This is a genomic window from Devosia salina (genome assembly GCF_019504385.1).
Taxonomy (GTDB): Bacteria; Pseudomonadota; Alphaproteobacteria; order Rhizobiales; family Devosiaceae; genus Devosia; species Devosia salina.
On record NZ_CP080590.1, the window covers coordinates 567,850 to 593,337 of the forward strand.

The following is a 25,488-nucleotide window of genomic DNA, read 5'->3' on the forward strand; positions in this document are numbered from 1 at the left end:
AAACCGACTTCATGACCGAGGCGGAGCGTGATGCCTATCATGCCGAGAAGATGAAGAAAAAGAAGGCAGCGCGCGACAAGATCCTCTCCACCAAGACCGAGGAAAAGGGCCTGCTCATCGTCCATACCGGCAAGGGCAAGGGCAAGTCGACGGCCGCCTTCGGCATGGTCTTCCGCGCGCTGGGCAATGGCATGCGCGTCGGCGTCGTCCAGTTCGTCAAGGGCGTGTGGAACACTGGCGAGCGCACCGTGCTCGACAAGTTTCCCGATCAGGTCACCATCAATGCCATGGGCGAGGGGTTCACCTGGGATGTCGCCGACCGTCAGCGGGACCTCGCCGCCGCCCGCAAGGCCTGGGAGCAGGCCAAGGCGCTAATCGCCGATCCGACCTATGATATGGTGCTGCTCGACGAGCTCAATATCTGCCTGCGCTACGACTACCTCCCCATTGAGGAAGTGGTCGAGGTGCTGCGCAACAAGCCCGCCAGCAAGCATGTCATCGTCACAGGCCGCAATGCCAAGGACGAACTCATCGAGATTGCCGATCTGGTGACCGAGATGACCGAGATCAAGCATCATTTCCGCGCCGGCGTGAAAGCCCAGAAGGGCATCGAATTCTAGCAGTCCGATGGCCTGAACGACCGCACCAGCCCCTCGACGACCGTCTGCATCTGCGCCAGGTCGCCAATATTGTGTTCGAGGCGGAAAGCCGCGTAGCTGGTGTCATCGCAGAGCGCGATCATGCGTTGGTAAAAGATGCGGTGATCGCGCTGGCCCGAAAAACTCGCCCAGTGCGGCGTGCTGGCCTGATAGCTGATGCCCCAGTTTTCCGCGCTGGCATGGGCAAGCCGGTCAGCGACTTCCTGCTCGAAACTGTCCAGAAGATGACCGCCCCATACCGCCAGGCCCTGTTGGGAGCCAAGGTTGTAGTAGAGCTGCCCATCGCCATTGTCGCTCTCGCCTTGGCCAACGAATCCGGGCGGCACGTCAATCTCGTAGCCAAATCGGGCATTGGCATAATGCCCCCAGAACTGGGCCAGGGCAGGGGAGGCGACAAGACAAAGGACAAGGGCAACAAGCAGGCGCATACCCATAGTCTGCCTGTAGGCCCAGCGCACCGCAAGCAGGCTACAGAACGACAATGCCGGCGTGTTTTGCCTTCTCTTCAGGTTCGACATGGATGGTGATCTGCGCATCCTTGACCGCCTCTCGCAGCTTGGCCTCGATGGCGTCGCAAATGGCGTGAGCGGCATCCACTGTCATGGCGCCAGGCACCACAAGGTGAAAGTCGATAAAGGTCATCTTGCCCGCCTGCCTGGTGCGAATGTCATGAGCCTCCAGCGCGCCCTCGGCATTGGTCGAGATCACCTCGCGAATGGTCCTCTGTGTATCGGCCGGCACGGCCACATCCATCAGCCCGCCCACGCTGTCGCGGATCACCGCCCAGCCTGACCACAGGATGTTGACGGCAACCAAGGCCGCAAGCACGGCGTCCAACTGCGCCAGTCCGGTGAGATAGACCAGGGTGAGGCCGACCAGCACACCCAGCGTCGAGACCACGTCGGTCATCAAGTGCCGGCCATCGGCCTCAATGGCCGGCGACTTCGCCCGGCGCCCGTGGCGGACCAGCACCTGGGCCCAGACCAGATTGACGGCGGTGGCAACAACGCTGACGGCCAGCCCCTGGACGGGCGCCTCGGGCATCTGTGGGGCGAGGAACCCCAAAATGGCCTCGCGCAGGATGAGGATGGCCGCCACAATGATCATCACGCCCACCAGCACCGCCGAGAAATACTCGGCCTTGTGATAACCATAGGGCAGGGCGGCATCGGCCGGGCGCTGCGCCAGGCGCACTGCAATCAGCGCCGCCGCAGCGGTGACCACGTTGACGATCGATTCGAGTGCGTCCGAATAGAGCGCGACGGACCCGGTCAGCCACCAGGCCAGGAATTTCAGCCCCAGAACGATGACACCCACCGCCAGGCTGCTCATTGCGATGGCCAGCGTCTTGTTGGTCTTGGCCATGGCGCTGCCTTTTCGAACCGAGAGGAATGTTCATGCCATAGACAAGGCCGTACACCTGTGCAAGCTCTTGTATTTGCAAACGATTTTCAGAAGCATTTCGATCTTTTCGGGAAGGCGGGCCCATCCCGCACAAGCCTTTGATTGACCACGTGCTTTGCCCCGCCTAGAACCGGGGCTATGCAGCGTTCCCAGGATGGAACTGAAACAGAGCTCGGTGCGGTCGACCAATTTGCGGGACCAAATCCGGGGCTGCTCCGGTTTTGAGCGAACCTGCCTCGTGTCCCGAGGCGACCATGATTGACGACACTGCCGGTCCCGCATCGGCCTCTTCATCGCTGAACCGGCCCGGCCTTGTGGCCGGTCTTGGCTTGCGCACACAAGCCGGACCCGATGATGTGCTCGGTCTGCTCGACATCTGTCTTGCCATGGCCGACATGACCCGTGCCGACCTCGTTGCGCTGGCGACTGTGGAGGACAGGCAGGATCATCCCGCGCTTGTCGAAGTGGCGCGACAGCTCGCGGTTCCTCTCCTCGCACTGCCGGTTGAGGGTCTCACCATACCCGTTCCCAATCCTTCGGCACGCGTGCAGAAATTGACCGGGCTGACCTCCGTGGCCGAGGCTGCGGCGCTTCGGTTTGGCCCATTGCTGGTCGACAAGCAGCGCAGTGCCCGTGTGACCTGCGCCCTGTCCCGCTACAGTCCCGCCAGAGACTCCGGCAGGTCGAGTGCCTCTATGGCTTCCTCGATGCTCGCCGCCTCCAGCGCCGGGCCGTAAAGGGGACGTGCGATCATGATCACCTGCACATTCATCCGCCGTGCGGCCTCGAGCTTGGCCGCCGTCTGCCCGCCACCCGAATTCTTGCTGACCAGGTGGGTGACGCCATGACGCCGCAACAATGCCATTTCGTCCTCCAGCCCATAGGGCGGGCGGCTGAGGATCAGCTCGGCGTGAGGCGGCATTTCGAAGGCGGGCGCTTCGATGACGCGCACCTGAAAACGGCAGTCGTCGCGCTCGAGGAAGGTTTCGAGACCCGCATGTCCGGTAGTGAGCAGCACAGTGGCCGCCCCGGGCAGCGCGTCCGCCGCCTCCTGCGCGCTCTCGACAAGCATCCAGGTCTGCCCCGGCAGGGGCGTCCACGGGGGCCGCATATACCGCACCAGCCTGACGCCGCTGGCTTGCGCTGCCGCAACGGCATTGATCGAGATCAGCCCCGCATAAGGGTGGGTGGCATCCACCAGGCGCTCGATGCCAGCGACGCGCAAATAGGCGCACAGTCCCGGAATGCCGCCAAATGGCCCCATGCGCAACCCGCCCTCGGGCAGGATCGGGTCCTGCGTCCGTCCGGCCAGCGATGTGATCACGTCGTGGCCAAGCGCCACCAACCTGTTCGCCAATTGGCGCGCCTCGGCCGTGCCCCCAAGGATCAGGATCTTCATTTCTTGCTATCCACTGATTTGGTCCAATGTGCCCGCCCGCGGTACCGCACTCAAGAGGCGTCCGATGCTGCACTCTGACCCTGTCTTCGCCCAGCTGGCCGCCGCTGATTTCCCGCCCTTCCTGCCGGGCAGCGTCTGGCTGGTCGGCGCTGGCCCGGGTGGCCCGGGCTTGCTGACGCTGCTGGCCTGTCACGCGCTCGGGCGCGCCGATGTCATCGTCCATGATGCTTTGGTGTCACCGGACATCCTGTCGCTGGCGCCGCCCCAGGTCGAACGCATTCACGCCGGTAAGCGCGGCGGCAAGCCTTCCCCCAAACAGGCTGACATCACCATCCGTTTGATCGAACTGGCCCGTCAGGGCAAGCGCGTGTTGCGGCTGAAGGGCGGTGACCCGTTCATGTTTGGGCGCGGCGGAGAGGAAGCCGGTGAGCTGGCGCGCGCCAGGATCCCGTTCCGCATCGTCCCGGGCATCTCTTCCGGCCTGGGTGGACTGGCCTATGCCGGGCTGCCCATCACCCATCGCGACACCAACCAGGCCGTATTATTCCTCACCGGACACGACGAAACCGGCGCCGTGCCCGGCGCAGTCGACTGGCCTTCAGTGGCCCGTGCGGCGCCCGTCATTGTCATGTTCATGGCGGTCAAGCACCTGCCTTCTATTGCAGGCAAACTCCTGGCGGCGGGACGACAGCCCGGCGATGCCCTGACCATCGTGTCGCATATCGCCGGCCCGACCCAAAGCGTGCTCGAAACCACGCTGGGTAACGCAGCGGACCTGCGCGACGTACCGACACCGGCCATCGTCGTGCTCGGCCCCGTGGCACAGTATCGGGACCAGCTCGACTGGTATGTTGACGAAGTACGGAGACATGTCTTTGGCTAAGGGCCTTGTGGTCGCCGCCCCGCGATCGGGGTCTGGCAAGACGTTGATTACGCTTGGCCTGCTGGCCGCATTGCGCAAACGTGGCCTGGTCCTCGCGCCAGCCAAGACCGGTCCGGACTATATCGACCCGGTTTTTCTGGGACGGGCCGCCGGTCGCGAGGCAATCAATCTCGATCCCTGGGCCATGCCGCCCGGCCAGCTCCAGGCGCTGGCCGCACAGCATGCCACCGGCGCTGATCTCTTGATCGTAGAAGGGGTGATGGGGCTGTTTGACGCGGCGGCAGACGGGCAGGGCTCCACCGGCGACCTTGCCGAGACACTCGACCTTCCCGTCGTCTTCGTCGTCGATGCCGACCGGCACAGCCAGTCCGTTGCGCCGCTGGTCGCCGGCTTTGCCCACTGGCGGCCGGGCGTGCGGATCGCCGGGGTCATCCTCAATCGTGTGGCCAGCGCGCGGCATGAGCGCATGCTGGTTTCTGCCTTGAGGTCCACCGGCATTCCCTTACTCGGGGCAATCCCCCGCCGCGCCGAACTGGTAGTGCCCGAGCGCCACCTCGGCCTTGTGCTGCCCGACGAAATCGACGGCTTTGCCCCCTTCCTCAATGCCGCCGCCGAGGCCATTGGCGACTTCATCGATCTCGATGCCTTGTTTCCTTTGGCTGCGCCCGTGCCCGCAGCCGCCGGCCTCCCCGCACACCTGCCGCCCCTCGGACAGCGCATGGCAATCGCCCAGGATGCAGCCTTTGCCTTTCTTTACCCGCATCTGCTCGATGGCTGGCGCACGGCCGGGGCCGAGCTGAGCTTTTTCTCGCCGCTGGCGAACCAAGCGCCCGCGCGTGACGTCGATGCCGTCTTCCTGCCCGGTGGCTACCCGGAATTGCATGGGGCGGCTTTGTCCACAGCCAATGCCTTTCATGCCGGCCTCGCTGCCGCCCGCGACAGTGGCGCGCTGATCTATGGCGAATGCGGGGGGTTCATGGCCCTGGGAGAGGCCTTGGTCGACAAGCGTGGCGTCAGCCACGCCATGTCGGGTCTGCTGCCGGTGGTGACACGCATCGACCGGCCCAAGCGCGTCCTTGGCTATCGCCGCCTGCTGCATGAAAGCGCCTTGCCCTGGCCCGCCGGGCTCAATGGGCATGAATTCCACTATTCATCGGCCAGACAGACCGGCCTGTCACCACTGTTCGAAGCGCTAGATGCCGAGGGCATCCGGCAATTGCCCATGGGCGCGCAGCTTGGGCGCGTCATGGGCTCTTACGCGCACGTCATCTCTGCGCCATAAGGTCCCTATGACCAAGGCACTAATGTTCATGGGTACCGGCTCGGATGTGGGCAAGTCACTCATCGTGGCGGGTCTCTGCCGCGCACTTGTCAATCGCGGGTTGTCGGTTGCGCCCTTCAAGCCCCAGAACATGAGCAACAATGCTGCCGTGACCGAAGACGGTGGCGAGATCGGACGGGCACAGGCCTTGCAGGCCCGTGCCGCGCGCCGGGCTCCAGTGACCGCCATGAACCCGGTGCTGCTCAAGCCCGAGGGCGAAACCGGGTCGCAAGTAGTGGTTCGTGGCCAGCGCCGGACGAGCCTTTCCGCCCGGCAGTACTGGTCCGACCGCGCCCAGCTCATGCCCGAAGTGCTTGCCGCCTTCTCCGAGCTGGCCACCACCGCCGACTATGTGCTGGTGGAGGGGGCGGGCAGTGCCTCCGAAGTTAATCTGCGCGCCGGCGACATCGCCAATTTCGGCTTCGCCCGCGCCGCCAAGGTGCCGGTTGTGCTGATTGGTGATATCCATCGTGGCGGTGTCATCGCCTCCATCGTCGGCACATTGGCGGTGATTGATCCGGACGACGCGGCACTTGTGCGGGCCAGCCTGGTCAACAAGTTTTTCGGCGACGCTAGCCTCTTCGAAACCGGCAGGGCTTTTCTTGCCGAGCGCACGGACCTGCCCTGTTTTGGCCCGGTTCCATATTTTCCCGACGCTGCGAAGCTTCCGGCGGAAGATGCCCTGGCACTGGAGGATTATTCGGGGGGCAGCGGCACATTTCACATCGCCGTGCCGCGTCTGCCCCGGATCGCCAACTTCGACGACCTCGACCCGCTGCTTGCCGAACCGGGTGTCCGGCTGACTCTCGTGCAACCTGGCGAGGCCATGCCGCGCGACGCGGATCTCATCCTCCTGCCCGGCTCCAAGGCGACGCGTGCCGATCTTGCCGCCCTTGTCGCCAATGGCTGGGATATCGACATCAAGGCCCATCATCGCGCTGGCGGAAGGGTAATCGGCATCTGCGGGGGCTACCAGATGCTGGGCAAGTCCATTGCCGATCCCAATGGCATCGAAGGTGAGCCAGGCCGCAGCGCCGGTCTTGGGCTGCTGGACGTCGAGACGGTATTGGGCCCTACCAAGCAGTTGCGGATCGAGACCGCCACGCATGTCGGTTCCGGTGCTTTGGTCTCGGGATATCACATGCATATGGGCGTCACGACGGGCGCAGACCTGGCGCGTCCCTTCGCCTTGGTTGGTCGCGTCCCTGAAGGTGCCGTCAGCCAGGACGGCCGTGTCATGGGCACATATCTACATGGCCTGTTTGCCGCCGACGAGTTTCGTCGGGCCTTTCTGGGCAATGCCGCGAGTCCGGACCTCGCCTTCGAGGCCAGCGTGGAGGCAGCGCTCGACGGGCTTGCGAAGCATCTTGAATCGCATATCGATATCGACCGCCTTCTGGCCCTTGCCGCTCCGATCGAGGTTTGAGACATGGACCCCCTGATTCCCCCGCTGGCGCTCGCCATTGAACGCCAGCTTGGCTACCCGCAGCGACTCATCGAAACGATAGGCCATCCGGTCATCTGGTTCGGCAAGCTGATCGGCTTTTGCGAGGCGCGCCTTAATACGCCCGATCGCAGTCCGGCGCAGCGCAAGCTGGCCGGCATTGTCTCCTTGGGTCTCCTCATCCTGTCTGTGCTGATCGTTACCGTTGGCATTCGCACTATTCTGTCCTGGCTGCCGCTGGGCTGGCTGCTGGAGATGTTGCTGGCCACGGCCTTCCTGGCCCAGAAGGAGCTGGGTCGAGCCGTCGCTGCTGTCTCCGACGCGCTTCGCAGCTCGCTCGATGCCGGACGCGAGGCCGTCAGCCATGTGGTCGGGCGTGACCCGCAGGCCCTGGATGAGGCCGGAGTTGCCCGCGCCGCCATCGAGACTCTTGCCGAAAGCACGTCGGATGGCGTCGTCGCACCGTGGCTTTTTCTCCTTTTGCTCGGATTGCCCGGCATCGCGCTCTACAAGGCCGTCAACACAGCCGATTCCATGATAGGGCACCGCGACGAGCGCTACCGCGACTATGGTTGGGCGGCGGCCAGGCTCGATGATCTGCTCAATTGGGTACCCGCACGCCTCAGCGCAATCCTGATCACCGCCGCCTGCTTCCTGGTGCCCGGTGCAAGCCCCGGCAACGCCTGGGCGACCGCGCGGCGCGATGCACCCAGACACGATTCGCCCAATGCTGGCTGGCCCGAAGCCGCCTTTGCCGGCGCGCTGAACTTCCAGCTCGGTGGCCCTCGCAGCTACGAAGGCGAAATCATCGACCTGCCCGCCTTTGGCGATGGCAAGGCCGTCTTGGGCCCGAGCGATATCCTGCTGGCGCTGCTGCTCTATCGACGCACGCTTGATGTGCTTTTGGCGGTAAGCACCGTCCTGGCGGTAATGGTTTTGGTCAGCTGAGCGGCGGGGGCGCATCGCCCTTCATGGCCAGCGGCAGGCCGGCGGCAACAAAATAGACATCGTCGCAAATCTCGGCCAGGCGCTGATGCGCTGAGCCGGCGAGGTCGCGGAAGGTGCGGGCCATGGCGTTGTCCGGCACGATACCGAGCCCCACCTCATTGCTGACCAGGATTACCTTGGCCTGCCGGAACTCCATCAGCGTCGCACTCAATTCCCCGACGGCGGTCGCCACATCCTCATTGGCGATCAGCAGATTGGTGATCCACAGGGTCAGGCAATCGACCAGGATGACGTCATGGTCGTTTCCCGCCTTGAGGATGGTGTGGGATAGGTCGATGGGCTCCTCGATCGTGGTGAAGCGCACTCCCCGGCTCGCCTTGTGGCTGGTCACCCGGTCGCGCATTTCCCCATCGAGAATGTCCGCTGTGGCAAGATAGGCAGGGCGCGCGCCAGCGTGCAGCGCCAAGCGTTCGGCAAATGCGGTCTTACCCGAGCGCGCGCCGCCCAGAACCAGGCAATGTCGTGTCATAATGCGTTCCTCTTCGGGCGCCGCCTCCGCCCAAATGCTTGCGAGCTACCTTCGCCCCAAACGAGGGCTGGGGGCAAGCCGTTCCCCTTTCGAACGCCGCCTGCGTACCCTGCGCGCAAGATGTGACGTCACGGCCGCATTTTCTTGGGTCTACTACTTTCGTCTTAGCGTCTTTCGCATTATGGTCCGCGCCGAATTGACCCCCTAGTCTGGGACTGTTCGAACCGCGCCGGCGTTGCCAGGGTTCGCTTTCCCTCCCACCGACGGAGTTGCCTTTCGTGCCGCGATATTACCTTGGCGTTGACGGTGGTGGCACCAATTGCCGCGTGCGACTGGCCAACGAGCAACTCGAGACGCTGGCCGAGGTCAAGAACGGCCGCTCGAACCTGCAGATCGACGACGGCGAGCCGGCCTACAAGGCGATCAGCGCCGGTGCGCGCGATGTGTTCAAGGCCGCAGGTATCGATTTTGCCGAGGCGGCCAACACCTATGCCTGTTTCGGCATGGCCGGCGGTCGCATGGATTCGGCGCGCGAGGAATTCGCTGCCCGCGCCTGGCCGTTTGCCGGGGTCAAGGTCTATGACGACATCGACATCGCCCATGCAGGCGCCTTGGGTGGCGGTGAGGGCGGCGTCGTCATCATCGGCACGGGGTCGGCCGCCATGTCCATCGTCAATGGCCAGCGCTATCAGGCCGGCGGCTGGGGTTTCCATATCGGCGACCAGATGAGCGGCGCCATTCTTGGGCGAGAGCTCGCCCGCTATGCGGTGGAGGCCGAAGACGGGCTTGTCGAGGCGTCGCCTCTGACCAAAGCCGTTATTGCGGCCCTCGGCGGTTCCAACCAGGCCGCCATGACCTGGGCCTTCGCCACCGAGATGGATCTCAAGCTTCTCAGCCGCGATGGTTCGGAAGGCTGTGATGACGCGCTGATCGGCCGCGCGCCAGGCGAATTCGGCAGGCTCATGCCGCTCTGGTTCGACTATCTCGAACAGGGCGATCCAGTCGCCAGCAAGCTGCTTGCCATCGAGCTGGGCTACATCGACACCTATGTGAAATGGTTCAAGAATCACGGTGCCCAGGTCATGGCGATTGTCGGTGGCCTTGGACAGCGCCTGTTTCCCATCCTGCAGCAGCATTATGGTGACTTCGTCGCCTTGCCCAAATACGAACCTCTGCATGGCGCGGTGATCCTCGCCCGGCAGAATTTCGCGTCAAACTGAGGACCTTGCATTTGTCCAGCCGCATCATTCCCGTCCAGCCCTTCGACTATGTGGTGTTCGGCGCCACCGGTGACCTGACAAAGCGCAAGCTGATCCCCGCGCTGTATCATCGCTTCAAGGATGGCCAGTTCGACGAACAGAGCCGCATTATCGGCGTTTCGCGCTCCAAGCTCAGTGATGCCGAATTCCAGAAGTTGGCCAGCGACGCCATCGCCCAGTTCGTTGAGAAGGACTATCAGGACGAAGAGACCATCAAGCGGTTTCTCTCCATCTTCTCCTATGTGGTCAACGACGTCTCCGACGAAGCCGGCTGGGGCGACCTAAAGAAAGCCTTGCGCGACGATCCCGACATCGTCCGCGCCTTTTACCTCGCCGTGGCCCCGGACCTGTTCGAGCCCATCGCCGAACAGCTGAGCAAGACCAAGGTTTATCGCCGTGACGCCCGCGTGGTCATCGAGAAGCCCCTGGGGCATGACCTGGTCTCGTCCATCGAGATCAACAATGGCGTGGCCAAGATCTTCAAGGAAGATCAGGTCTACCGCATCGACCACTATCTCGGCAAAGAGACGGTGCAGAATCTGCTCGCCCTGCGTTTTGCCAATACGCTGTTCGAGCCGATCTGGAATTCGGCGCATATCGATCATGTGCAGCTGACGGTCGCAGAGAGCGTCGGGGCCGGCACGCGCGGCTATTACGATGAGAGCGGCGCCCTTCGCGACATGATCCAGAACCACATGCTGCAGCTGCTTTGCCTGGTGGCCATGGAGCCGCCGGCCAGCGACGATGCCAATGCTCTGCGCGACGAAAAACTCAAGGTGCTGCGTGCCCTCCGGCCGATCACCAATGGGGATGTCAGCAAGTTCACGGTACGCGGCCAGTATCGCGGCGTCACGTCCGAGACCACCTCCGTGGCCGGGTATCAGGACGAGCTGCCCGAGGACAAGAAGGGCAGCCACACCGAAACCTTCGTGGCCATGAAGGCCGAGATCGACAACTGGCGCTGGGCCGGCGTTCCCTTCTACCTGCGCACCGGCAAGCGCATGGCCGAGCGCGTCTCGGAAATCTGCATCCAGTTCAAGCCGATCCCCCATTCCATCTTCGATCATGCCGAAGGGGCCCCCAAGGCCAACAAGCTCATCATCCGCCTGCAGCCTGATGAAGGCGTCAAGCTCATGATGATGATCAAGGATCCGGGCCCCGGCGGCATGCGCCTGCGCCAGGTGCCGCTCAATCTGAGCTTTGCCGAGACCTTCACCGAGCGCACGCCCGAGGCATATGAGCGCCTGCTGATGGATGTCGTCCGCGGCTCCCAGACGCTGTTCATGCGCCGCGACGAGCTGGAAGCGGCCTGGCGCTGGGTCGATCCGATCCGTGAGGCCTGGGATCGTTCCTCCGAGCCGCCGCAAACATACACGGCCGGCACCTGGGGCCCGAGTGGCGCGGTGGCGTTGATCGAGCGTGACGGTCGCACGTGGTATGAGGGCAACAACTCGTGACCATCGAACGCCGCAGCTTCGCCGACAAGCCGACGCTGGCCAAGGAACTGGCCGAAGCGGTTGCCGATCGCATCCGCACCGCCATTGCCGAGCGCGGCGCGGCCGCGATCGCGGTGAGTGGCGGCTCGACGCCCGGCAAGTTCTTCCAGGCCCTGGGCAAGACCCGGGACATCGAGTGGGACAAGGTCATCGTGACCCTGGTGGACGAACGCTGGGTCGACGAGACCAGCGACCGGTCCAACGCGCTCTTGGTCAACGAAAAGATGCTGCAGGGGCCGGCGGCCACGGCCCGCTTCTTTCCGCTCTATTCGGGCGGTGACGAGCCCACGAACGAGGCCATAGCGAAGACCAATGCGCTGATGGCCGAATTGCCGCAGCCTTTTGCCGCGGTCATCCTGGGCATGGGCAATGACGGCCACACGGCCAGCTTCTTTCCCGGCGGCGATACCCTCAATGCGGCCCTGACCGAAGCGGGGCCAACCCTCGCAATCCGCGCCCCGGGCGCAGGCGAGCCGCGCATCACCTTTACGCTGCCGCGCCTGCTTGAGACCGATGGCCTCTACCTTCATATCGAAGGCGACCAGAAGGCCAGCGTCCTGGATGCAGCGCTGGGCGATGGGCCGGTCGAAAACATGCCGATCCGTGCCGTGCTGCGCTCGGGCGCGCCGGTGACAGTTTACTGGTGCCCCTGAAGGCTCCTGGGGCGGTCCCCAATTGACCGCCCTGGCCGCCTTTGAGCACCAGTCGATAACGCAAGGACAACCGCGCCAGCGGCCCCCTTCTGGCGCGCCCTTGCCCAGCATTGGAGACTTGCCATGACCGTTCGCCAGGCCATCCAGGATGTGACCGACCGCATTGCGGCCCGCAGCCGCGACAGTCGTCGCGACTATCTCAACCGCCTCGACACCTCCCGGGAGCAGGGTGTTTATCGCGCTGCGCTGTCCTGCGGCAACCTGGCGCATGGCTTTGCTGCGTGCTCGCCCGCCGAGAAGGCGGCCCTGGCCGGCAACAAGACGCTCAACCTGGGCATCGTCAATTCCTACAACGACATGCTGAGCGCCCATCAGCCCTATCAATTCTATCCAGACATCATCAAGGAAGCCGCCCGCGAGATTGGCGCCACCGCACAGGTGGCGGGCGGTGTGCCGGCCATGTGCGACGGCGTTACCCAGGGCCAGCCGGGCATGGACCTCTCGCTGTTCTCCCGCGATGTCATCGCGATGGCCACGGCCATTTCGCTCAGTCACAACATGTTCGACGCGGCGGTCTATCTCGGCATCTGCGACAAGATCGTGCCGGGCCTGGTCATCGGCGCGCTGAGCTTCGGGCACCTGCCGGCAGTGTTCATTCCCGCCGGGCCCATGCCCTCGGGCCTGCCCAATGACGAAAAGAGCAAGGTTCGCCAGCTCTATATGGAGGGCAAGGTCGGCCGCGCCGAACTGCTCGAAGCCGAGAGCAAGTCCTATCATTCGGCCGGCACCTGCACCTTTTATGGCACCGCCAATTCCAACCAGATGCTCATGGAAATCATGGGCCTGCACCTGCCCGGCGCCAGCTTCGTCAATCCCGGTACGCCGCTGCGCGACGCCTTGACCCGCGAGGCCACCAAGCGCGCGCTGTCACTGACCAGCCTGGGCAACAATTACACCCCGATCGGCCACATCATGGACGAGAAGGCCATCGTCAACGGGCTTGTGGGCCTGCACGCCACGGGCGGCTCGACCAACCACACCATGCACCTGATCGCCATGGCCGCCGCGGCCGGTCTCCAGGTCACCTGGGATGACATGAGCGATCTCTCGGATGCCACGCCCTTGCTGGCGCGCGTCTATCCCAATGGCGTTGCCGATGTGAACCATTTCCACGCGGCGGGCGGCATGGGCTTCCTCATCAAGGAACTGCTCAACGACGGCTATCTCCACGAGGACGTCAAGACCGTCTGGGGCACGGGGCTCTCTGGGTACACCGTCGAGGCCAAGCTGATCGAGGACAAGCTCAGCTTCGAGCAATCCCCGGACGAAAGCGCACTGCCCAAGGTGCTGACTGGGACCAAGGCACCGTTCCAGCCGACTGGCGGCCTCAAGCTTTTGAAGGGTAATCTCGGCCGCTCTGTCATCAAGGTCTCCGCCGTCAAGCCGGAGCATCGGGTGGTCGAGGCGCCTGCACGCGTCTTCCATGGCCAGGAAGGCCTGCAGGCCGCATTCAAGGCGGGGGAATTGACTGGCGACATGATCGCGGTCGTCCGTTTCTCCGGTCCCAAGGCCATCGGCATGCCCGAGTTGCACAAGCTCACGCCGGCGCTAGGCGTTCTGCAGGATCGCGGCTTCAAGGTGGCGCTGCTCACCGATGGGCGCATGTCCGGCGCTTCGGGCAAGGTGCCGGCTGCCATCCACATGACCCCGGAGGCGATTGACGGCGGCCCGATCAGCAAGATTCGCGACGGCGACATGATCCGTCTCGACGCCAATGAGGGCACGCTGACCTTCCTCGGCGACGAGAAGGAGTTCTTCTCTCGCACCCCGGCGACCGAGGACCTGCGTCCGCAGCATTTCGGCATGGGCCGAGAGCTCTTCGCCGGTTTCCGCAGCCTCGTCGGCGTGGCGGACAAGGGCGCGAGCGTCTTCAACTGATCTCGGGCCCCGGGCCGGTATAGCGGGCGCGCGGCCTTATCAGCGCGCCCGCCTCAACCTGTTCCAGCGCATGGGCGATCCAGCCCACGCTGCGGGCCAAGGCGAAGATCTGCAACGGCGCGTCCTCTGGCAGGTCGAAGGCGGCGGTCATCGCGGCCAGCGCGAAGTCGATATTGGGTTTTTCGCCGGTGAGGCGCTCGCCAGTCGCAGCCAACTCGACGAAGATCGGCGGCACCGTGAATGACGCCATGAGGCCGCGGGCGCGCACATCGCCCTCGGCGTAGAGGCGGTGGCCGAAGCAGGGCAGGGCGCCGCCCTGGCGCAGATGCGCGGCGATGGCCAATTCTGACCCTTGCCGCTGCGCCTGATCGACGAGCGCCCGCATGCTCTGGCTCGCATTGCCATGGAGTGGCCCCGACAGCGCTGCCAGCCCGGACAGCACGGCGGCAGCAAGGGGCGCGCCGGTCGAGGCGGTGACGCGGGCCGCGAAGGTCGAGGCGTTCAATTCGTGCTCGGCCAGCAGCACCAGTGCACGGCGGATCGGATCGGCGGCATCTTGCCGCTGCCACCGCCGCGCCAGCCGCTCATGCATGGGGTCGGTTCCCGGCGCCGCCAGCGCGCCGCCGAGATAGGACACGACCCTTGCCGCATCCTCGATCAGCACCGTCCGGTGCCGTCCGCTTGTCGGCATCTCGGTGGCGGCCAGCTCGGCCATGGCGCGATAGGCCGCGGCGATACCGGGTTGTCGCGCCTGCGCCCGGTTGGCGAAGTCCGGGCGCAGGTCCGAGGCCCAGAGCAACTGGGCCGCGGCGCCCAGCGTCGCCGTTTCTGCCAGTTTGACAGCGTCCTCACCACGATAGAGCAGGCGGTCATCGAGGATTGTTGAAATCGCGGTGTCCAGCACCGGCTCGCCCCAGGCGATGGTTTCAGCGGCCACGGCACGCGCCGGGCGTCGGCCCTGTTTGCGGCTGGCCAGCCGGTCCACGTCTTCCTCACGGTAGAGGCTCTTGCGCGGATCACCGGGATCGGGCCGCGCGGCGATCCGGCCACGACTGACATTGGCATAAAGCGTCTGGGGCTTGGTGCCCAAACGCGCCAGGGCATCTTCGGCAGTCATCCAGCTCACAGGCGCCTCACATTGATCAATTTCATCAAGATTGACGTCAATCTTGATTGGCTCGATCTAAGGCAAAACAGCAAGGAGATGCAACATGTCTAGTCTCGATAGTGTCATTGCCGCGGAAACCCGCCTGTCCGAAGTGGACGGTGTCCAGGGTCGGCTGGTCATCTGCGGCCATAGCCTGGACGATCTCGCCGGCCGCTTGAGCTATGAGGCCGTGCTGGCCCTGTTGCTCGGCGATCTGGTGTCAGACAGCGAGGTTTCGATCAGGGCCGAACTGGCGCAGGCGCGGCTTCGGGCCTTTGAGGAGGTTTCAAGGCTGGATGCTGACCTGGTCTCCCTTTCCGTCACCGAGGCGCTTCGAGCCCTTATGGCGCGGCTTCCCGATGGTGAGGATAAGTCGGCGGCTCTGCTGCAAATTGCAGCGCCCGCGGTCTTCGTGCCGGCCATTGTGCGGGCCAAGGCCGGACAGAAGCCCATCCCGCCCCATGCGGGCCGGGCCCATGCCGAGGACATGGTGGCCATGCTCGGGGGCGCGCATCCGGGCGCCGAACAGGTGCGGGCGCTCGACACCTATCTGGTGACGGTGTCCGATCACGGCCTCAACGCCTCGACCTTCACCGCCCGCGTCGTTGCGTCCACTCGCGCCGGCTATGCCTCGGCGGTGCTGGCGGCGTTGGGGGCCCTCAAGGGACCGCTCCATGGCGGCGCCCCCGGCCCCGTGCTCGACATGCTCGATGCCGTGGGCACGCCGGACAATGCCAACCCCTGGCTGGCCGAGGCCCTGGCGCGCGGCGAGCGGCTGATGGGTTTTGGCCACCGCATCTACCGGGTCCGCGATCCGCGCGCCGATGCCCTCAAAGGCGCCCTGCAGCGGCTCGGGGCGGCCGGCGGCATGGACCCGACGCGGCTGGCCCTGGCCGAAGCGGTGGAGCGCGAGGCGCTGGCCCTGCTCCGGCAGAAAAAGCCCGACCGGCCCCTGGAAACCAATGTCGAGTTCTTCACCGCGCTCCTGCTCGAAGCCCTCGGTTTCCCACGCGATGCCTTTACCGGCGTTTTCGCCGCCGGCCGGGTCGGTGGTTGGATTGCCCATGCCCAGGAGCAGATCGAAACCGGACGTCTCATCCGGCCCCAGTCCCGCTATGTGGGGCCCAAAGCGGCCTGACCCCGATCATGCCACGGCGCACAAGGCCGGGCACAAGTGAGCCGGAACCGCGATTGCCACCGGGGTTCCGGCTCATGACAGGCATGGGCCATAGGAGGGAATGCGGTCGCGGGCGACCGGCTCGACCTTGGGCAGCCAGAGATTGTTCTGCTCATCAAGGACGCCGAAGTCCCCTTTTGTCAGGTTCTCGAGCTTCTTGCCGGCTGACTGACCCAAATTCTCGCAGTCGGCGGTGGCGGCAAGCAGATAGGCAAAGGCCATCTGCGGGTCGTGCCGAAGGCTCAGGAGCGCTGCTGTATCATGCGCAGATGACACGCCGCAGGATGCAATAAGACAGGCAAGTCCAAACACAAACCGCATTTCGTACCCCCTTTGTTCCCAAGCAACGGTTGCCTTTTTGTTCTGGTGCGTCAAGTCAAATTCGTTAACGACTCCTTCCGAACAGTCTTTCGATGTCGCCCTTCTTGAGTTCGACATAGGTGGGGCGGCCGTGAATGCACTGGCCGGAATGGGGCGTGGCCTCCATGTCGCGCAGGAGGGCGTTCATTTCATCCACCCGCAACCGGCGGCCCGAACGCACCGAGCCATGGCAGGCCATGCGGCCGATCAGGGCATCCATGCGGTCGGTCAGCGCCGCGGCGCTGTCCCATTCGCTGAGGCCATCGGCGAGGTCGCGCACAAGGCCGGATATGTCGGTATTGCCCAGGAGGGCAGGGGTCTCGCGCACGGCGATGGCACGGGGACCGAAGCGATCGAGATAGAGCCCGAAGCGCTCCAGTTCAGGCGCCGCCTCTTCGAGGCGCGCGCAATCCTCCTCGGGCAGTTCGACGATCACCGGGATCAATTGCGCCTGGCTCGGCACCGGGCCGGCGGCCAGTTGCGCCTTGAACCGCTCATAGACGAGACGTTCATGGGCCGCGTGCTGGTCGACCAGCAGCAGGCCGGTGCCGTTCTGGGCGATGATGTAATTGTCGAACATCTGAGCACGCGCCGTACCGAGGGGGTAATCCACCGGCTCGGGGGCGAAATCCACCGGCTCGACCCGGGCACTCGGTTCGGTGAAGCCGGAAAGCTGGCCCGGGCGCCGGTCGAAATAGAGGGCTGCGCGTTCGCTTGGCCCATTGAAGCCTTGCGGCCGATGGCTGGATGTTGGCGGCGCAACCGGCGCAGGGGCCGAAGGCTCGGCCATTTCCGGAGCCGAGAAGGCGCCCAGAATGTCTTCGGCCACGCTGGTGGAGGCCTTGAAGCCGGCGGCCGCCAACGCCATGCCGATGGCCTTGATGACCGCACCGCGCACCGCGCCCTGATCGCGGAACCTGAGCTCCGCCTTGGCCGGATGGACATTGACGTCAACCTCGGCCGGGTCGATGGCCAGATAGAGCGCGACCACCGGGAAGCGGTCGCGGAAAGTATAGTCTGCATAGGCGGCGCGCACGGCGCCCACCAGCACCTTGTCGCGCACCGAGCGGCCATTGACGAAGTAGAACTGGGAGAGCGAATTGGCCCGCGTATAGGTGGGCAGCCCGGCCAGGCCCGCCACGACAATGCCATGCCGCGCCGTGGCCAGGGTGACCGCGTTGTCGACGAAGTCCCCGCCCATCACCTGGCCGAGGCGGGCGCCGAGCGCGCCTTCGCCGGAGACGGCCGGCCAGTTCGAGGCGGTGCGGTCACTACCCTCGAGCACGAAATGCACTTGCGGATTGGCCATGGCCAGCCGCTTCATCACATCGGTGATGGCGGCGGTTTCGGCGCGGGCGCTCTTGAGGAATTTGCGGCGGGCCGGCACCTGGGCGAAGAGATCGCGGACCTCGATCACCGTGCCCCGGTTCATCGCCTGGGGCATGGGGCCGGAGCGCCGGCCATTGTCGACCACGAGCACCAATCCGCTTTCCGCCTCGGCCGTGCGCGAGGCGACGGACAGGCGGGCAACCGAGCCAATGGACGCCAGCGCCTCGCCCCGAAAGCCCAGCGTACGGATGTCGTCGAGATCGTCGGCCGAGAGCTTGGAGGTGGCGTGGCGCTCCACCGAGAGCAGCAGGTCGTCGCGGTCCATCCCGTGTCCGTCATCGGCAATGCGGATGAGGTCCATGCCGCCATTGGCCGTGGTGACGGTGATGCGGCGAGCGCCCGCATCGATGGAGTTTTCGACCAGTTCCTTGACCACGCTGGCCGGGCGCTCGACCACTTCGCCGGCGGCGATGCGGTTGATCAGGTCTTCGGGTAGCTGGCGGATGGGCAAGGGCGATTCTCCTGAGCGCCAATATAGGGCAGGGCGGACGGCCTGCCGACCCGGCTGGCAGATTGTGCCCATGCCAATTTGCCGCCCCGGCCATTCGGCTTGCGGTTGCACGGTGAAAAGCGGCTTTCGCCAGTCAAATTGAAGAAGAGGCGAAAGCCGCTCCCCACGATCAGGATTTCTTGCGCTCGCATCGAGCGGCCCCTTTTTGAGGTTGCCCTTCCTCTCAAGAAGGGCGGGCGCATTGCGTCTGGCGCGAGATTGGTGACGGCCCGGAAGCTGCAGATGCCAATACCATTGACCCGTCCCCCCAACCGGGTTCACCTAGCCCCATGACGACCATCCAGCCGGGCCCAGCCAGAAGTTGGAGCCGACGGGCCAACGCCATCTGGGACGCTGTGGCCTATCATCTCTCGCCGCCCGGCCTGTTGGTGGGGGCGATATTTTTCGCGCTGTCGCTGACGCCTTCGCTGCTGCCGCGCACCGAATTGGTGCAGGGGGGCCTTTCGGGGGGCTGTTTTGCCGTGGGCTATGGCTTGGGCAATCTGGCCCACTGGCTCTGGGGCTTTCTTGGCCTCAAGGTGCCGCCGGGCCGGATCACCCGCGCCCTGGGCGCAATGGCCGGGCTGGCCTGCCTCGCCCTGGTGCTGGTGGCGCTCAGCTATGCCAATACCTGGCAGAATTCGGTGCGCTCGGTGATGGGCATGACCCCGGTCGACCAATCCCAGCCGCTGGTGATTGCCTCCATGGCACTGCCGGTGGCGGCGGGCTTGCTGATCCTGGGCAAACTGCTGGTGACGCTGATCCGGCTGGTCTGGCACTGGCTGATGCCGCACCTGCCGCGCCGCGCCGCCTTTGTGCTGGCCACCGCGCTGGTGGTCGCCCTGGTCAGCATCCTGGTCAACAATCTGTTCCTGCGCACCGCGCTGCGCGCGGCAGACAATTTCTACGAGCGGCTCGATGCTCTGGTGTCGACCGAGGCGGAGCCGCCGCCGCATTGGTACCAGACCGGCAGCGCCGCCTCGCTGATCGACTGGGACACGATTGGCCGCGACTCGCGCGTCTATGTGCAATCCGGGCCCGATGCGGCGGCCATCGAGGCGCTGACCGGCAGGCCGGCGATGGAGCCCTTGCGCACCTATGTCGGCCTGCGCTCGGCGCCAACGGCCGAGGCGAGGGCAGCGCTGGCCCTGGCCGAACTCAGGCGCATCGGCGCCTTCGACCGGTCGGTGCTGGTGCTGGTGATGCCGGTGGGCACGGGCTGGGTGGACCCGGCGGCCATCGACACGCTGGAATATCTCCATGGCGGCGACGTCGCCAGCGTGGCGGTGCAATATTCCTATCTCACCAGCGTGCTCTCGCTGTGGATCGAGCCCGAACTGGGCACCGAGACGGCCCAGGCCCTGTTCAACGCCGTCTATGGCTACTGGACCCAATTGCCCCAGGACGACCGGCCGCGCCTTTATCTGCATGGGCTGAGCCTGGGGGCGCTCGCCTCGCAGAATTCCACCACGGTCTATGACGTGCTGGCCGACCCGTTCGATGGGGCGCTCTGGGTGGGGCCGCCCTTCCCCAGCCCGATCTGGAGCCGCGTGACGCAGAACCGCCAGCCAGGATCCCCCGCCTGGCTGCCGCGTTTCGGCAATTCATCGGCCATCCGCTTCATGAACCAGTCGGGCGCCGCCGGATGGGAGGGGTTGAACTGGGGGCCGATGCGCATTGTCTTCCTGCAATATGCCAGCGACCCGATCGTGTTCTTCTCCTTCGACGCGGACTGGCGGCGCCCGGCCTGGTTCGACGAGCCGCGCGGCCCCGACGTGTCGCCGGCGCTCAACTGGTATCCGCTGGTCACCTTCCTGCAGCTGGCGCTCGACGCGGCGCTGGCGCAAACCCCGCCGGTGGGCTACGGACATGTCTATGCCCCGGCCGACTATATCGACGCCTGGACCGCCGTCACCCAGCCTCAAGGCTGGACCCCGACGGCACTGGACGCGCTGAAGCAGGCCATCAACCCCGACGACTACGCCGTGAGCGCAAGTGACCCCCGCCACCACTGACAAGCCCATGGACCTGGCACTCGCCCTCGCCGCCGAGGCGGCCGAACGGGGCGAAGCGCCGGTGGGCGCCGTGATCGTGGACGGCACCAGGGTGCTGGCGGCCGAGCGCAACCGCATGCGGGCGCTGGGCGATCCCACCGCCCATGCGGAGATGCTCGCCATTCGCACGGCTCTGGAGGCCAGGGGCACCGGGCGCCTGGACGGCTGCGACCTCTATGTGACGCTCGAGCCCTGTGCCATGTGCGCCGGGGCCATCGCGCATACTCGGCTGCGGCGGGTCTATTTCGCTGCCGAGGATATCAAGGCCGGCGCGGTTGAAAACGGCATCCGCCTGTTCGATCAGCCGACCTGCCACCACCGGCCCGAGGTGATTGGCGGCCTTTCGGCAGGGCGGGCGGAAGCCATGCTGGTGGATTTCTTCAGGAAGCTCAGGGATTAACCCCGCCTCGTCCGGCAGCGATGTTCGTCACATGCAACATAATGTTAGAAATTATTGACATCATGTTTGAAATGATCGATATAGCGCCAAGTGAACTTTCCATGGAGGCATCGAATGACGATGCGCGAAAAGGCAGCCTGGATCCTGGTGACCGTGTCGCTGGCGATCTTCGGCTGGTATTTCTGGAGTGTCTGGACCGACCACGCGGTACGCGCTCTTGATGGCGACGCGCTGTTCTGGCGCTTCCTCTGGTGCGCCGGACTGGCCATCGCCATCATGCTGCCGGCGGCACTATTGGCCGCCTGGCTGGGCAAGCAGCAATTCGATCCGCCCCCGGACGAGCTGGAAATCCGCATCGAAAACAACGCCAACCGCTTTGGCCTGGCGCTGCTTGAAGTGTCCCTGGTGGGTATTGTCCTGCTGAGCAAGGCCGTCACCGATATTGCGCGAACCGACTATGCCGCCGACCCCGCGGGGGCCACCGCCGTCATGCTCGTCAATCTCGTGCTGCTGGCCACCGCTTCGGCGGGGGTGGTGCGCGAGATCATCGTCATCATCCAGTATCGGCGGTATGCCTGATGCCTCCGCCGCCGCCCATCACCAATTCGATCCGCCGCCTGCGCTTCGACCATGGCGAGATGACCCAGCAACAACTGGCTGACGCCATCGGCATGACCCGGCAGACGGTCGCGGCCATCGAGCAGAACAAATATTCGCCCTCGCTGGAGGCCGCCTTCCGCATCGCCGAAGTCTTCGGTGTCGAGATCGGCGACGTCTTCCAGTGGAAGGCCGGCCAGAAACCACAGGGCTAGGAGCTCCGACATGAAAGCCTGGTTTGCCCGCCATTATGGCGGACCTGAAGTGCTGCGCCTCGAAGAGGCGCCGAAACCGGCGCCGAAGCCGGGCGAAGTGCTGGTCCGCATCCATGCCACAACCGTCAATTCCGGTGATGTGCGCGTGCGCGGCTGCGATCTTCCGCGCGGCACGAAGCTTCTGGGGCGCCTGGCCTTGGGATGGACCCGTCCGCGCCAGCCCATCCTCGGCACCGAACTGGCCGGCGTGGTGGACGCCGTGGGGCCGGGCGTCACCCGCTTCGCACGGGGCGATGCCGTCTATGCCTTTCCCGGCGCGAAGATGGGCGCCCATGCCGAATATGCCGTTCTGCCCGAGGCCGGGCCGCTTGCCCACCTGCCAGAGGGTCTCGACTTCCACACGGCCGCAGCCCTCTGCTTCGGCGGCACCACGGCGCTGCAGTTCCTGCGCCGGTCTGGGCTGAGGCGGGCCGATACCATGCTGGTTCTGGGCGGGTCGGGGGCGGTCGGCATGGCGCTGGTGCAACTGGGCCGGCATCTGGGCGCCGCGGTGACGGCGACGACCAGCACGGGCAATATCGAGCTCGTCAAGGGGCTCGGTGCGGACCGGGTCATCGACTACACCGCGACCGACATTGCCTCGCTTCCGGACCGCTTCGACATCGTCGCCGATGCTGTCGGTGCCATGGACTTTGCCACGGCACAGCGCCTGCTCGAGCCCAGGGGGCGCTATCTCGCCATTGCCGGTGCCCTCGCCGAAATGCTGGGCAGCCTCCGTCCGGGCCCGCAGGGCAAGCGGATGATTGCCGGACCTGCCGCGGAGCGGATCGAGGACATCGTCGAACTCGGACGCCTGGCCGCGGCGGGGCTATATCGGCCGCATATCGAACGCATCTATCCCTTTGCCGACCTGCCGGCCGCCCACGCCCATGTCAATACCGGCCGCAAACGGGGCAGCATCGTCATCGCGGTGGCCGAATAGAGAGGGTAGCTGTAGTCTTGCTTGAGCGTATTGGGATATTTCCCGATGATTTTACTTATCAGATGAAGTAGGCACGAAGCTCAACAGGGCACTTTTCTATAATCAGCTCTTGATGTACAGTCGTGTTGACTTGGAGGACTGGCGCATCCCGTGGTGCGCGCCAGCAGGTTCAGCACGGCCTCGCGTCCATGGACCGGGCTGAAGATGGGGGAGCATTGCACGCCATGTGTATTCCCAAATGCTCCCCCATATCCCTCAAAGGGCCGGCATTCGGGCGGGTTTGAGCGGCAAGAGCCTGCGGCATGGCAAGCGGAATGGTGCGCCGCTCCGGCCGGGCCATTGGCGTAGTGGCAGCCGGGTCGCTGCTAGCCGGGATTGCTGTCGATCGGCTGGATCTGGTTCTGGATATAGGCCTCGATCTTGCGCTCCACCATCCATTTGAAGCGGTCCTTCTCCGCCTCTGCATGGGTGATGATCTCGCGCACCCGCCAGAACTCCATGGCGCCGAAATTGGACACATGCGGGCGGATATAGATGTCGGGCGGATAGGCCGCCATCATATGCGCGGTCAGCGAGTGCATCATGATCTGGGCGGAGCCGAACCAGATATCGATGGCCTTGTGGTCGGTCTTGGTGAGATTGGCCGAGGGATCGCCGGCCACGTCGATGCCGATGAGAAAGTCGGTGTCGATATCGGCCTGGTCGAGGGGCAGCGGGTTGACCACGCCGCCGTCGACCAGGATGTGGTTGTTGTAGGCAACTGGCTTGAAGAAGCTCGGGATCGCCAGGGAGCCGGCAATGGCCGGGCGCAGCAGGCCCGAATTGAACACCACCTGGTGCCAGGACTGGAAATCGGTGGCCACCACATAGAGCGGCACCTTGAGGTCCTTGAACTCAAGCGGGAAATTCTCGGGAATGAAGGCATCGACAATGCTGGTGGCGTCCAGCTGCATCGAAATGCCGTTCTTGAGCAGTCCGCCAATGCCGCGAATCTGGGTGGCCCACAGCTTGGCGGCAATGGTGCGCAGCGTGCCCAGCACCTCGAAGGAGTGCTCGCGCAACTCCTTGCCGGTCATGCCGGCGGCCCAGCCCGAGCCGATCAGGGCCCCGATCGAGGTCCCGGAAATCACCGAGGGTTTGAGGCCCAGCTCGTCCATGGCCTCGATATAGGGAATATGCGTCAGCCCCCTCGCCGAGCCGCCGCCCAGTGCCACGCCGATCCGTGGTCCGCTGGTCGTGTTCATGCTGCCACGCTCCGCACCCTTCCGGCGCAGCTTGTCCGCCAGCGCCATGCCACGCCTTTCCAGAGGCGTCGGCTGGCGTTGCGGCGTCGCCGCGTCAAAGACGGTTCTGAGGGAGCTTAGCGTCCTAAGATTGAAGAAAGGTTCAGCTTTCGCGGGCGATTTCCCGCCAGCCGATGTCGCGGCGGCAAAAGCCTTCTGGCCAATCAATCGCGTCCACGCCGTTGTAAGCACGTTCCTGTGCCTCTCTGACAGATGCCCCGAGCGCCGTGATATTCAGCACGCGCCCTCCACTGGCCAGTAAACGCTTGCCGTCGCGCTTTGTTCCGGCGTGGAAAACCGTCAGCGTGTCGCTATCCAGACCGTCGGCGCCGCGGATTTCGCTGCCCTTGCCATACTCGCCGGGATAACCATTGGTCGCCATGATGACGGTCAAGGCAAAGTCGTTTTTCCAGGTGACGTCGTGGCCGGCCAGCGTGCCGGTGGCCACCGCATGGAGCAGGGGCACGATGTCGCTCTGCATGCGCATCATCATTACCTGCGTTTCCGGGTCGCCGAAGCGGGCATTGTATTCAACCAGCCTGGGGCCATCCTCGGTCAGCATCAGACCGGCATAGAGCACGCCGGCATAGGGGGTGCCACGCTGCGCCATACCGCGCACCGTGGGCTCGATGATGCGGACCATGGTCTCGTCATAAATGTCCTGGCTCATCACCGGGGCAGGCGAATAGGCGCCCATGCCGCCGGTATTGGGGCCCTCGTCGCCATCGAAGGCGCGCTTGTGGTCCTGCGCCGTGGTCAGCGGCAGGATCGCCTCGCCATCAGAGAGCACGAAGAGGCTGACTTCCTCGCCTTCCATGAATTCCTCGATCACCACGGCCGCCCCGGATGCTCCGAAGGCGCCCGAGAAGCAGTCGATGATGGCCTCCTCGGCCTCCTCGACGCTCATCGCCACGGTGACGCCCTTGCCCGCGGCCAATCCATCGGCCTTGATCACGATGGGTGCACCCTGGGTGTAGAGATAGGCCAGCGCCGAGGCTTCGTCCTCAAACCGGCCATAGGCGGCAGTGGGGATGTCGAACTCGTCGCACAGGGCCTTGGTGAAACTCTTGCTACCTTCGAGCTGACCGGCCGCCTTGCTGGGGCAGAAGCAGGTGATGCCGGCCGCGCGGACATCGTCGCCCAAGCCAGCCACCACCTGCGCGTCGGGCCCCACGACCACGAAGTCGACCTGGTTGTCGCGTGCCGCCGCGATCACGGCGGCATGGTCGGTGATATCGACGGCGATATTGGTGGCCAGGCGCTCGGTGCCGCCATTGCCCGGCGCCACGAACAGCGCTTCGACCAGTGGCGATTGCGCGATCTTCCAGGCCAGTGCGTGTTCGCGTCCGCCCGAACCGATGACCATTACGCGCATGCCGTGCCTCCGTGCCTGTTTGGGCGCGTGATGCACGAGACGGGCGGATGAGGCAATTGTTTTTGTAAGAAACCCTTCGCCGGCGC

The 25,488-nt window shown here is 64.9% G+C and carries 25 protein-coding genes; 16 read left to right on the forward strand and 9 right to left on the reverse strand.

The features are described from left to right. Positions 1-11: 11 nt before the first annotated feature. The gene (cobO, locus tag K1X15_RS02760) at positions 12-620 is read left to right on the forward strand and encodes a cob(I)yrinic acid a,c-diamide adenosyltransferase (RefSeq protein WP_220307407.1); all 609 of its coding nucleotides are present in this window, start codon (positions 12-14) and stop codon (positions 618-620) included. Here the strand turns inward: cobO and K1X15_RS02765 are convergent. Then, positions 617-1,087: a hypothetical protein gene (locus K1X15_RS02765; RefSeq protein WP_220305970.1), complete on the reverse strand. Its 471-nt coding sequence runs from the start codon at positions 1,085-1,087 to the stop codon at positions 617-619. The two genes, cobO and K1X15_RS02765, sit on opposite strands and share 4 nt — an antisense overlap. Positions 1,088-1,127: 40 nt before the next feature. Further along, on the reverse strand, positions 1,128-2,024 hold the full coding sequence (locus tag K1X15_RS02770; protein ID WP_220305971.1) for a cation diffusion facilitator family transporter: 897 nt from the start codon (positions 2,022-2,024) through the stop codon (positions 1,128-1,130). Between the two features lie 293 nt (positions 2,025-2,317). Here K1X15_RS02770 and K1X15_RS02775 point away from each other — a divergent pair, with 293 nt between their 5' ends. Further along, entirely contained in the window at positions 2,318-2,800 is a 483-nt protein-coding gene (locus K1X15_RS02775) for a cobalamin biosynthesis protein (protein ID WP_220305972.1), read from the forward strand. On the opposite strand, the gene K1X15_RS02780 is transcribed toward K1X15_RS02775, so the two are convergent. Next, the gene (locus K1X15_RS02780; RefSeq protein WP_220305973.1) at positions 2,719-3,462 is read right to left on the reverse strand and encodes a cobalt-precorrin-6A reductase; all 744 of its coding nucleotides are present in this window, start codon (positions 3,460-3,462) and stop codon (positions 2,719-2,721) included. The two genes, K1X15_RS02775 and K1X15_RS02780, sit on opposite strands and share 82 nt — an antisense overlap. Positions 3,463-3,526: 64 nt before the next feature. Here K1X15_RS02780 and cobA point away from each other — a divergent pair, with 64 nt between their 5' ends. From cobA to cbiB, 4 genes are read left to right on the forward strand one after another with little or no spacing between them, the layout of a single operon-like run. Then, entirely contained in the window at positions 3,527-4,345 is an 819-nt protein-coding gene (gene cobA, locus K1X15_RS02785) for a uroporphyrinogen-III C-methyltransferase (protein ID WP_220305974.1), read from the forward strand. Continuing rightward, entirely contained in the window at positions 4,338-5,627 is a 1,290-nt protein-coding gene (locus K1X15_RS02790; RefSeq protein ID WP_420828360.1) for a cobyrinic acid a,c-diamide synthase CobB, read from the forward strand. Before cobA ends, K1X15_RS02790 begins: the two co-directional genes overlap by 8 nt. A gap of 7 nt (positions 5,628-5,634) precedes the next feature. Next, positions 5,635-7,092 carry a cobyric acid synthase gene (locus K1X15_RS02795; protein WP_240549640.1) on the forward strand — a complete coding sequence of 486 codons (1,458 nt, stop codon included), beginning with the start codon at positions 5,635-5,637 and terminating at the stop codon, positions 7,090-7,092. Between the two features lie 3 nt (positions 7,093-7,095). Next, a complete protein-coding gene (gene cbiB / locus K1X15_RS02800; protein ID WP_220305976.1) occupies positions 7,096-8,058 on the forward strand; it encodes an adenosylcobinamide-phosphate synthase CbiB in 963 nt (320 codons plus the stop codon). Here the strand turns inward: cbiB and cobU are convergent. Beyond that, positions 8,051-8,587, reverse strand: coding sequence for a bifunctional adenosylcobinamide kinase/adenosylcobinamide-phosphate guanylyltransferase (cobU, locus tag K1X15_RS02805; protein WP_220305977.1), 537 nt, complete (start codon positions 8,585-8,587; stop codon positions 8,051-8,053). The two genes, cbiB and cobU, sit on opposite strands and share 8 nt — an antisense overlap. Before the next feature lie 278 nt (positions 8,588-8,865). On the opposite strand from cobU, the gene K1X15_RS02810 reads away from it, so the two are divergent. The 4 genes from K1X15_RS02810 to edd all read left to right on the forward strand — a co-directional run bounded on the left by K1X15_RS02810 (position 8,866) and on the right by edd (position 13,933). Beyond that, positions 8,866-9,807 (forward strand): glucosamine kinase nucleotide-binding domain-containing protein, encoded by a 942-nt coding sequence (locus K1X15_RS02810; RefSeq protein ID WP_220305978.1) that lies wholly within the window; start codon positions 8,866-8,868, stop codon positions 9,805-9,807. 11 nt (positions 9,808-9,818) lie between these two features. After that, positions 9,819-11,303 (forward strand): glucose-6-phosphate dehydrogenase, encoded by a 1,485-nt coding sequence (gene zwf, locus K1X15_RS02815; RefSeq protein WP_220305979.1) that lies wholly within the window; start codon positions 9,819-9,821, stop codon positions 11,301-11,303. Continuing rightward, complete coding sequence (pgl, locus tag K1X15_RS02820; protein WP_220305980.1) at positions 11,300-11,995, forward strand: 6-phosphogluconolactonase; 696 nt, start codon at positions 11,300-11,302, stop codon at positions 11,993-11,995. The genes zwf and pgl overlap by 4 nt, the downstream gene beginning before the upstream one ends. 123 nt (positions 11,996-12,118) lie before the next feature. Continuing rightward, complete coding sequence (edd, locus tag K1X15_RS02825) at positions 12,119-13,933, forward strand: phosphogluconate dehydratase (RefSeq protein ID WP_220305981.1); 1,815 nt, start codon at positions 12,119-12,121, stop codon at positions 13,931-13,933. Here the strand turns inward: edd and K1X15_RS02830 are convergent. Then, positions 13,926-15,059, reverse strand: coding sequence for a citrate/2-methylcitrate synthase (locus K1X15_RS02830; RefSeq protein ID WP_220305982.1), 1,134 nt, complete (start codon positions 15,057-15,059; stop codon positions 13,926-13,928). The genes edd and K1X15_RS02830 overlap by 8 nt on opposite strands. A gap of 85 nt (positions 15,060-15,144) precedes the next feature. On the opposite strand from K1X15_RS02830, the gene K1X15_RS02835 reads away from it, so the two are divergent. Then, a complete protein-coding gene (locus K1X15_RS02835; protein ID WP_220305983.1) occupies positions 15,145-16,218 on the forward strand; it encodes a citrate synthase/methylcitrate synthase in 1,074 nt (357 codons plus the stop codon). A 72-nt stretch (positions 16,219-16,290) separates the two neighbouring features. Here K1X15_RS02835 and K1X15_RS02840 read toward each other — a convergent pair whose 3' ends face one another. Further along, positions 16,291-16,632 carry a hypothetical protein gene (locus K1X15_RS02840; protein ID WP_220305984.1) on the reverse strand — a complete coding sequence of 114 codons (342 nt, stop codon included), beginning with the start codon at positions 16,630-16,632 and terminating at the stop codon, positions 16,291-16,293. Between the two features lie 10 nt (positions 16,633-16,642). After that, complete coding sequence (mutL, locus tag K1X15_RS02845; protein ID WP_220305985.1) at positions 16,643-18,457, reverse strand: DNA mismatch repair endonuclease MutL; 1,815 nt, start codon at positions 18,455-18,457, stop codon at positions 16,643-16,645. 329 nt (positions 18,458-18,786) lie between these two features. On the opposite strand from mutL, the gene K1X15_RS02850 reads away from it, so the two are divergent. The 5 genes from K1X15_RS02850 (at position 18,787) to K1X15_RS02870 (ending at position 22,744) form a co-directional block, all read left to right on the forward strand. After that, the gene (locus tag K1X15_RS02850; protein WP_220305986.1) at positions 18,787-20,511 is read left to right on the forward strand and encodes an alpha/beta hydrolase; all 1,725 of its coding nucleotides are present in this window, start codon (positions 18,787-18,789) and stop codon (positions 20,509-20,511) included. 7 nt (positions 20,512-20,518) lie between these two features. Continuing rightward, entirely contained in the window at positions 20,519-20,950 is a 432-nt protein-coding gene (locus K1X15_RS02855) for a nucleoside deaminase (RefSeq protein WP_220307409.1), read from the forward strand. 114 nt (positions 20,951-21,064) lie between these two features. Further along, complete coding sequence (locus K1X15_RS02860; RefSeq protein WP_220305987.1) at positions 21,065-21,529, forward strand: hypothetical protein; 465 nt, start codon at positions 21,065-21,067, stop codon at positions 21,527-21,529. Further along, positions 21,529-21,762, forward strand: coding sequence for a helix-turn-helix transcriptional regulator (locus K1X15_RS02865; RefSeq protein ID WP_220305988.1), 234 nt, complete (start codon positions 21,529-21,531; stop codon positions 21,760-21,762). Before K1X15_RS02860 ends, K1X15_RS02865 begins: the two co-directional genes overlap by 1 nt. A 10-nt stretch (positions 21,763-21,772) precedes the next feature. Beyond that, the gene (locus tag K1X15_RS02870; RefSeq protein ID WP_220305989.1) at positions 21,773-22,744 is read left to right on the forward strand and encodes an NAD(P)-dependent alcohol dehydrogenase; all 972 of its coding nucleotides are present in this window, start codon (positions 21,773-21,775) and stop codon (positions 22,742-22,744) included. A 365-nt stretch (positions 22,745-23,109) separates the two neighbouring features. Here K1X15_RS02870 and K1X15_RS02875 read toward each other — a convergent pair whose 3' ends face one another. Together K1X15_RS02875 and purD are read right to left on the reverse strand one after the other, a co-directional pair. Continuing rightward, positions 23,110-23,988 (reverse strand): patatin-like phospholipase family protein, encoded by an 879-nt coding sequence (locus K1X15_RS02875; RefSeq protein ID WP_220305990.1) that lies wholly within the window; start codon positions 23,986-23,988, stop codon positions 23,110-23,112. Between the two features lie 142 nt (positions 23,989-24,130). Next, a complete protein-coding gene (gene purD, locus K1X15_RS02880; protein WP_220305991.1) occupies positions 24,131-25,402 on the reverse strand; it encodes a phosphoribosylamine--glycine ligase in 1,272 nt (423 codons plus the stop codon). Positions 25,403-25,488 lie beyond the last annotated feature (86 nt).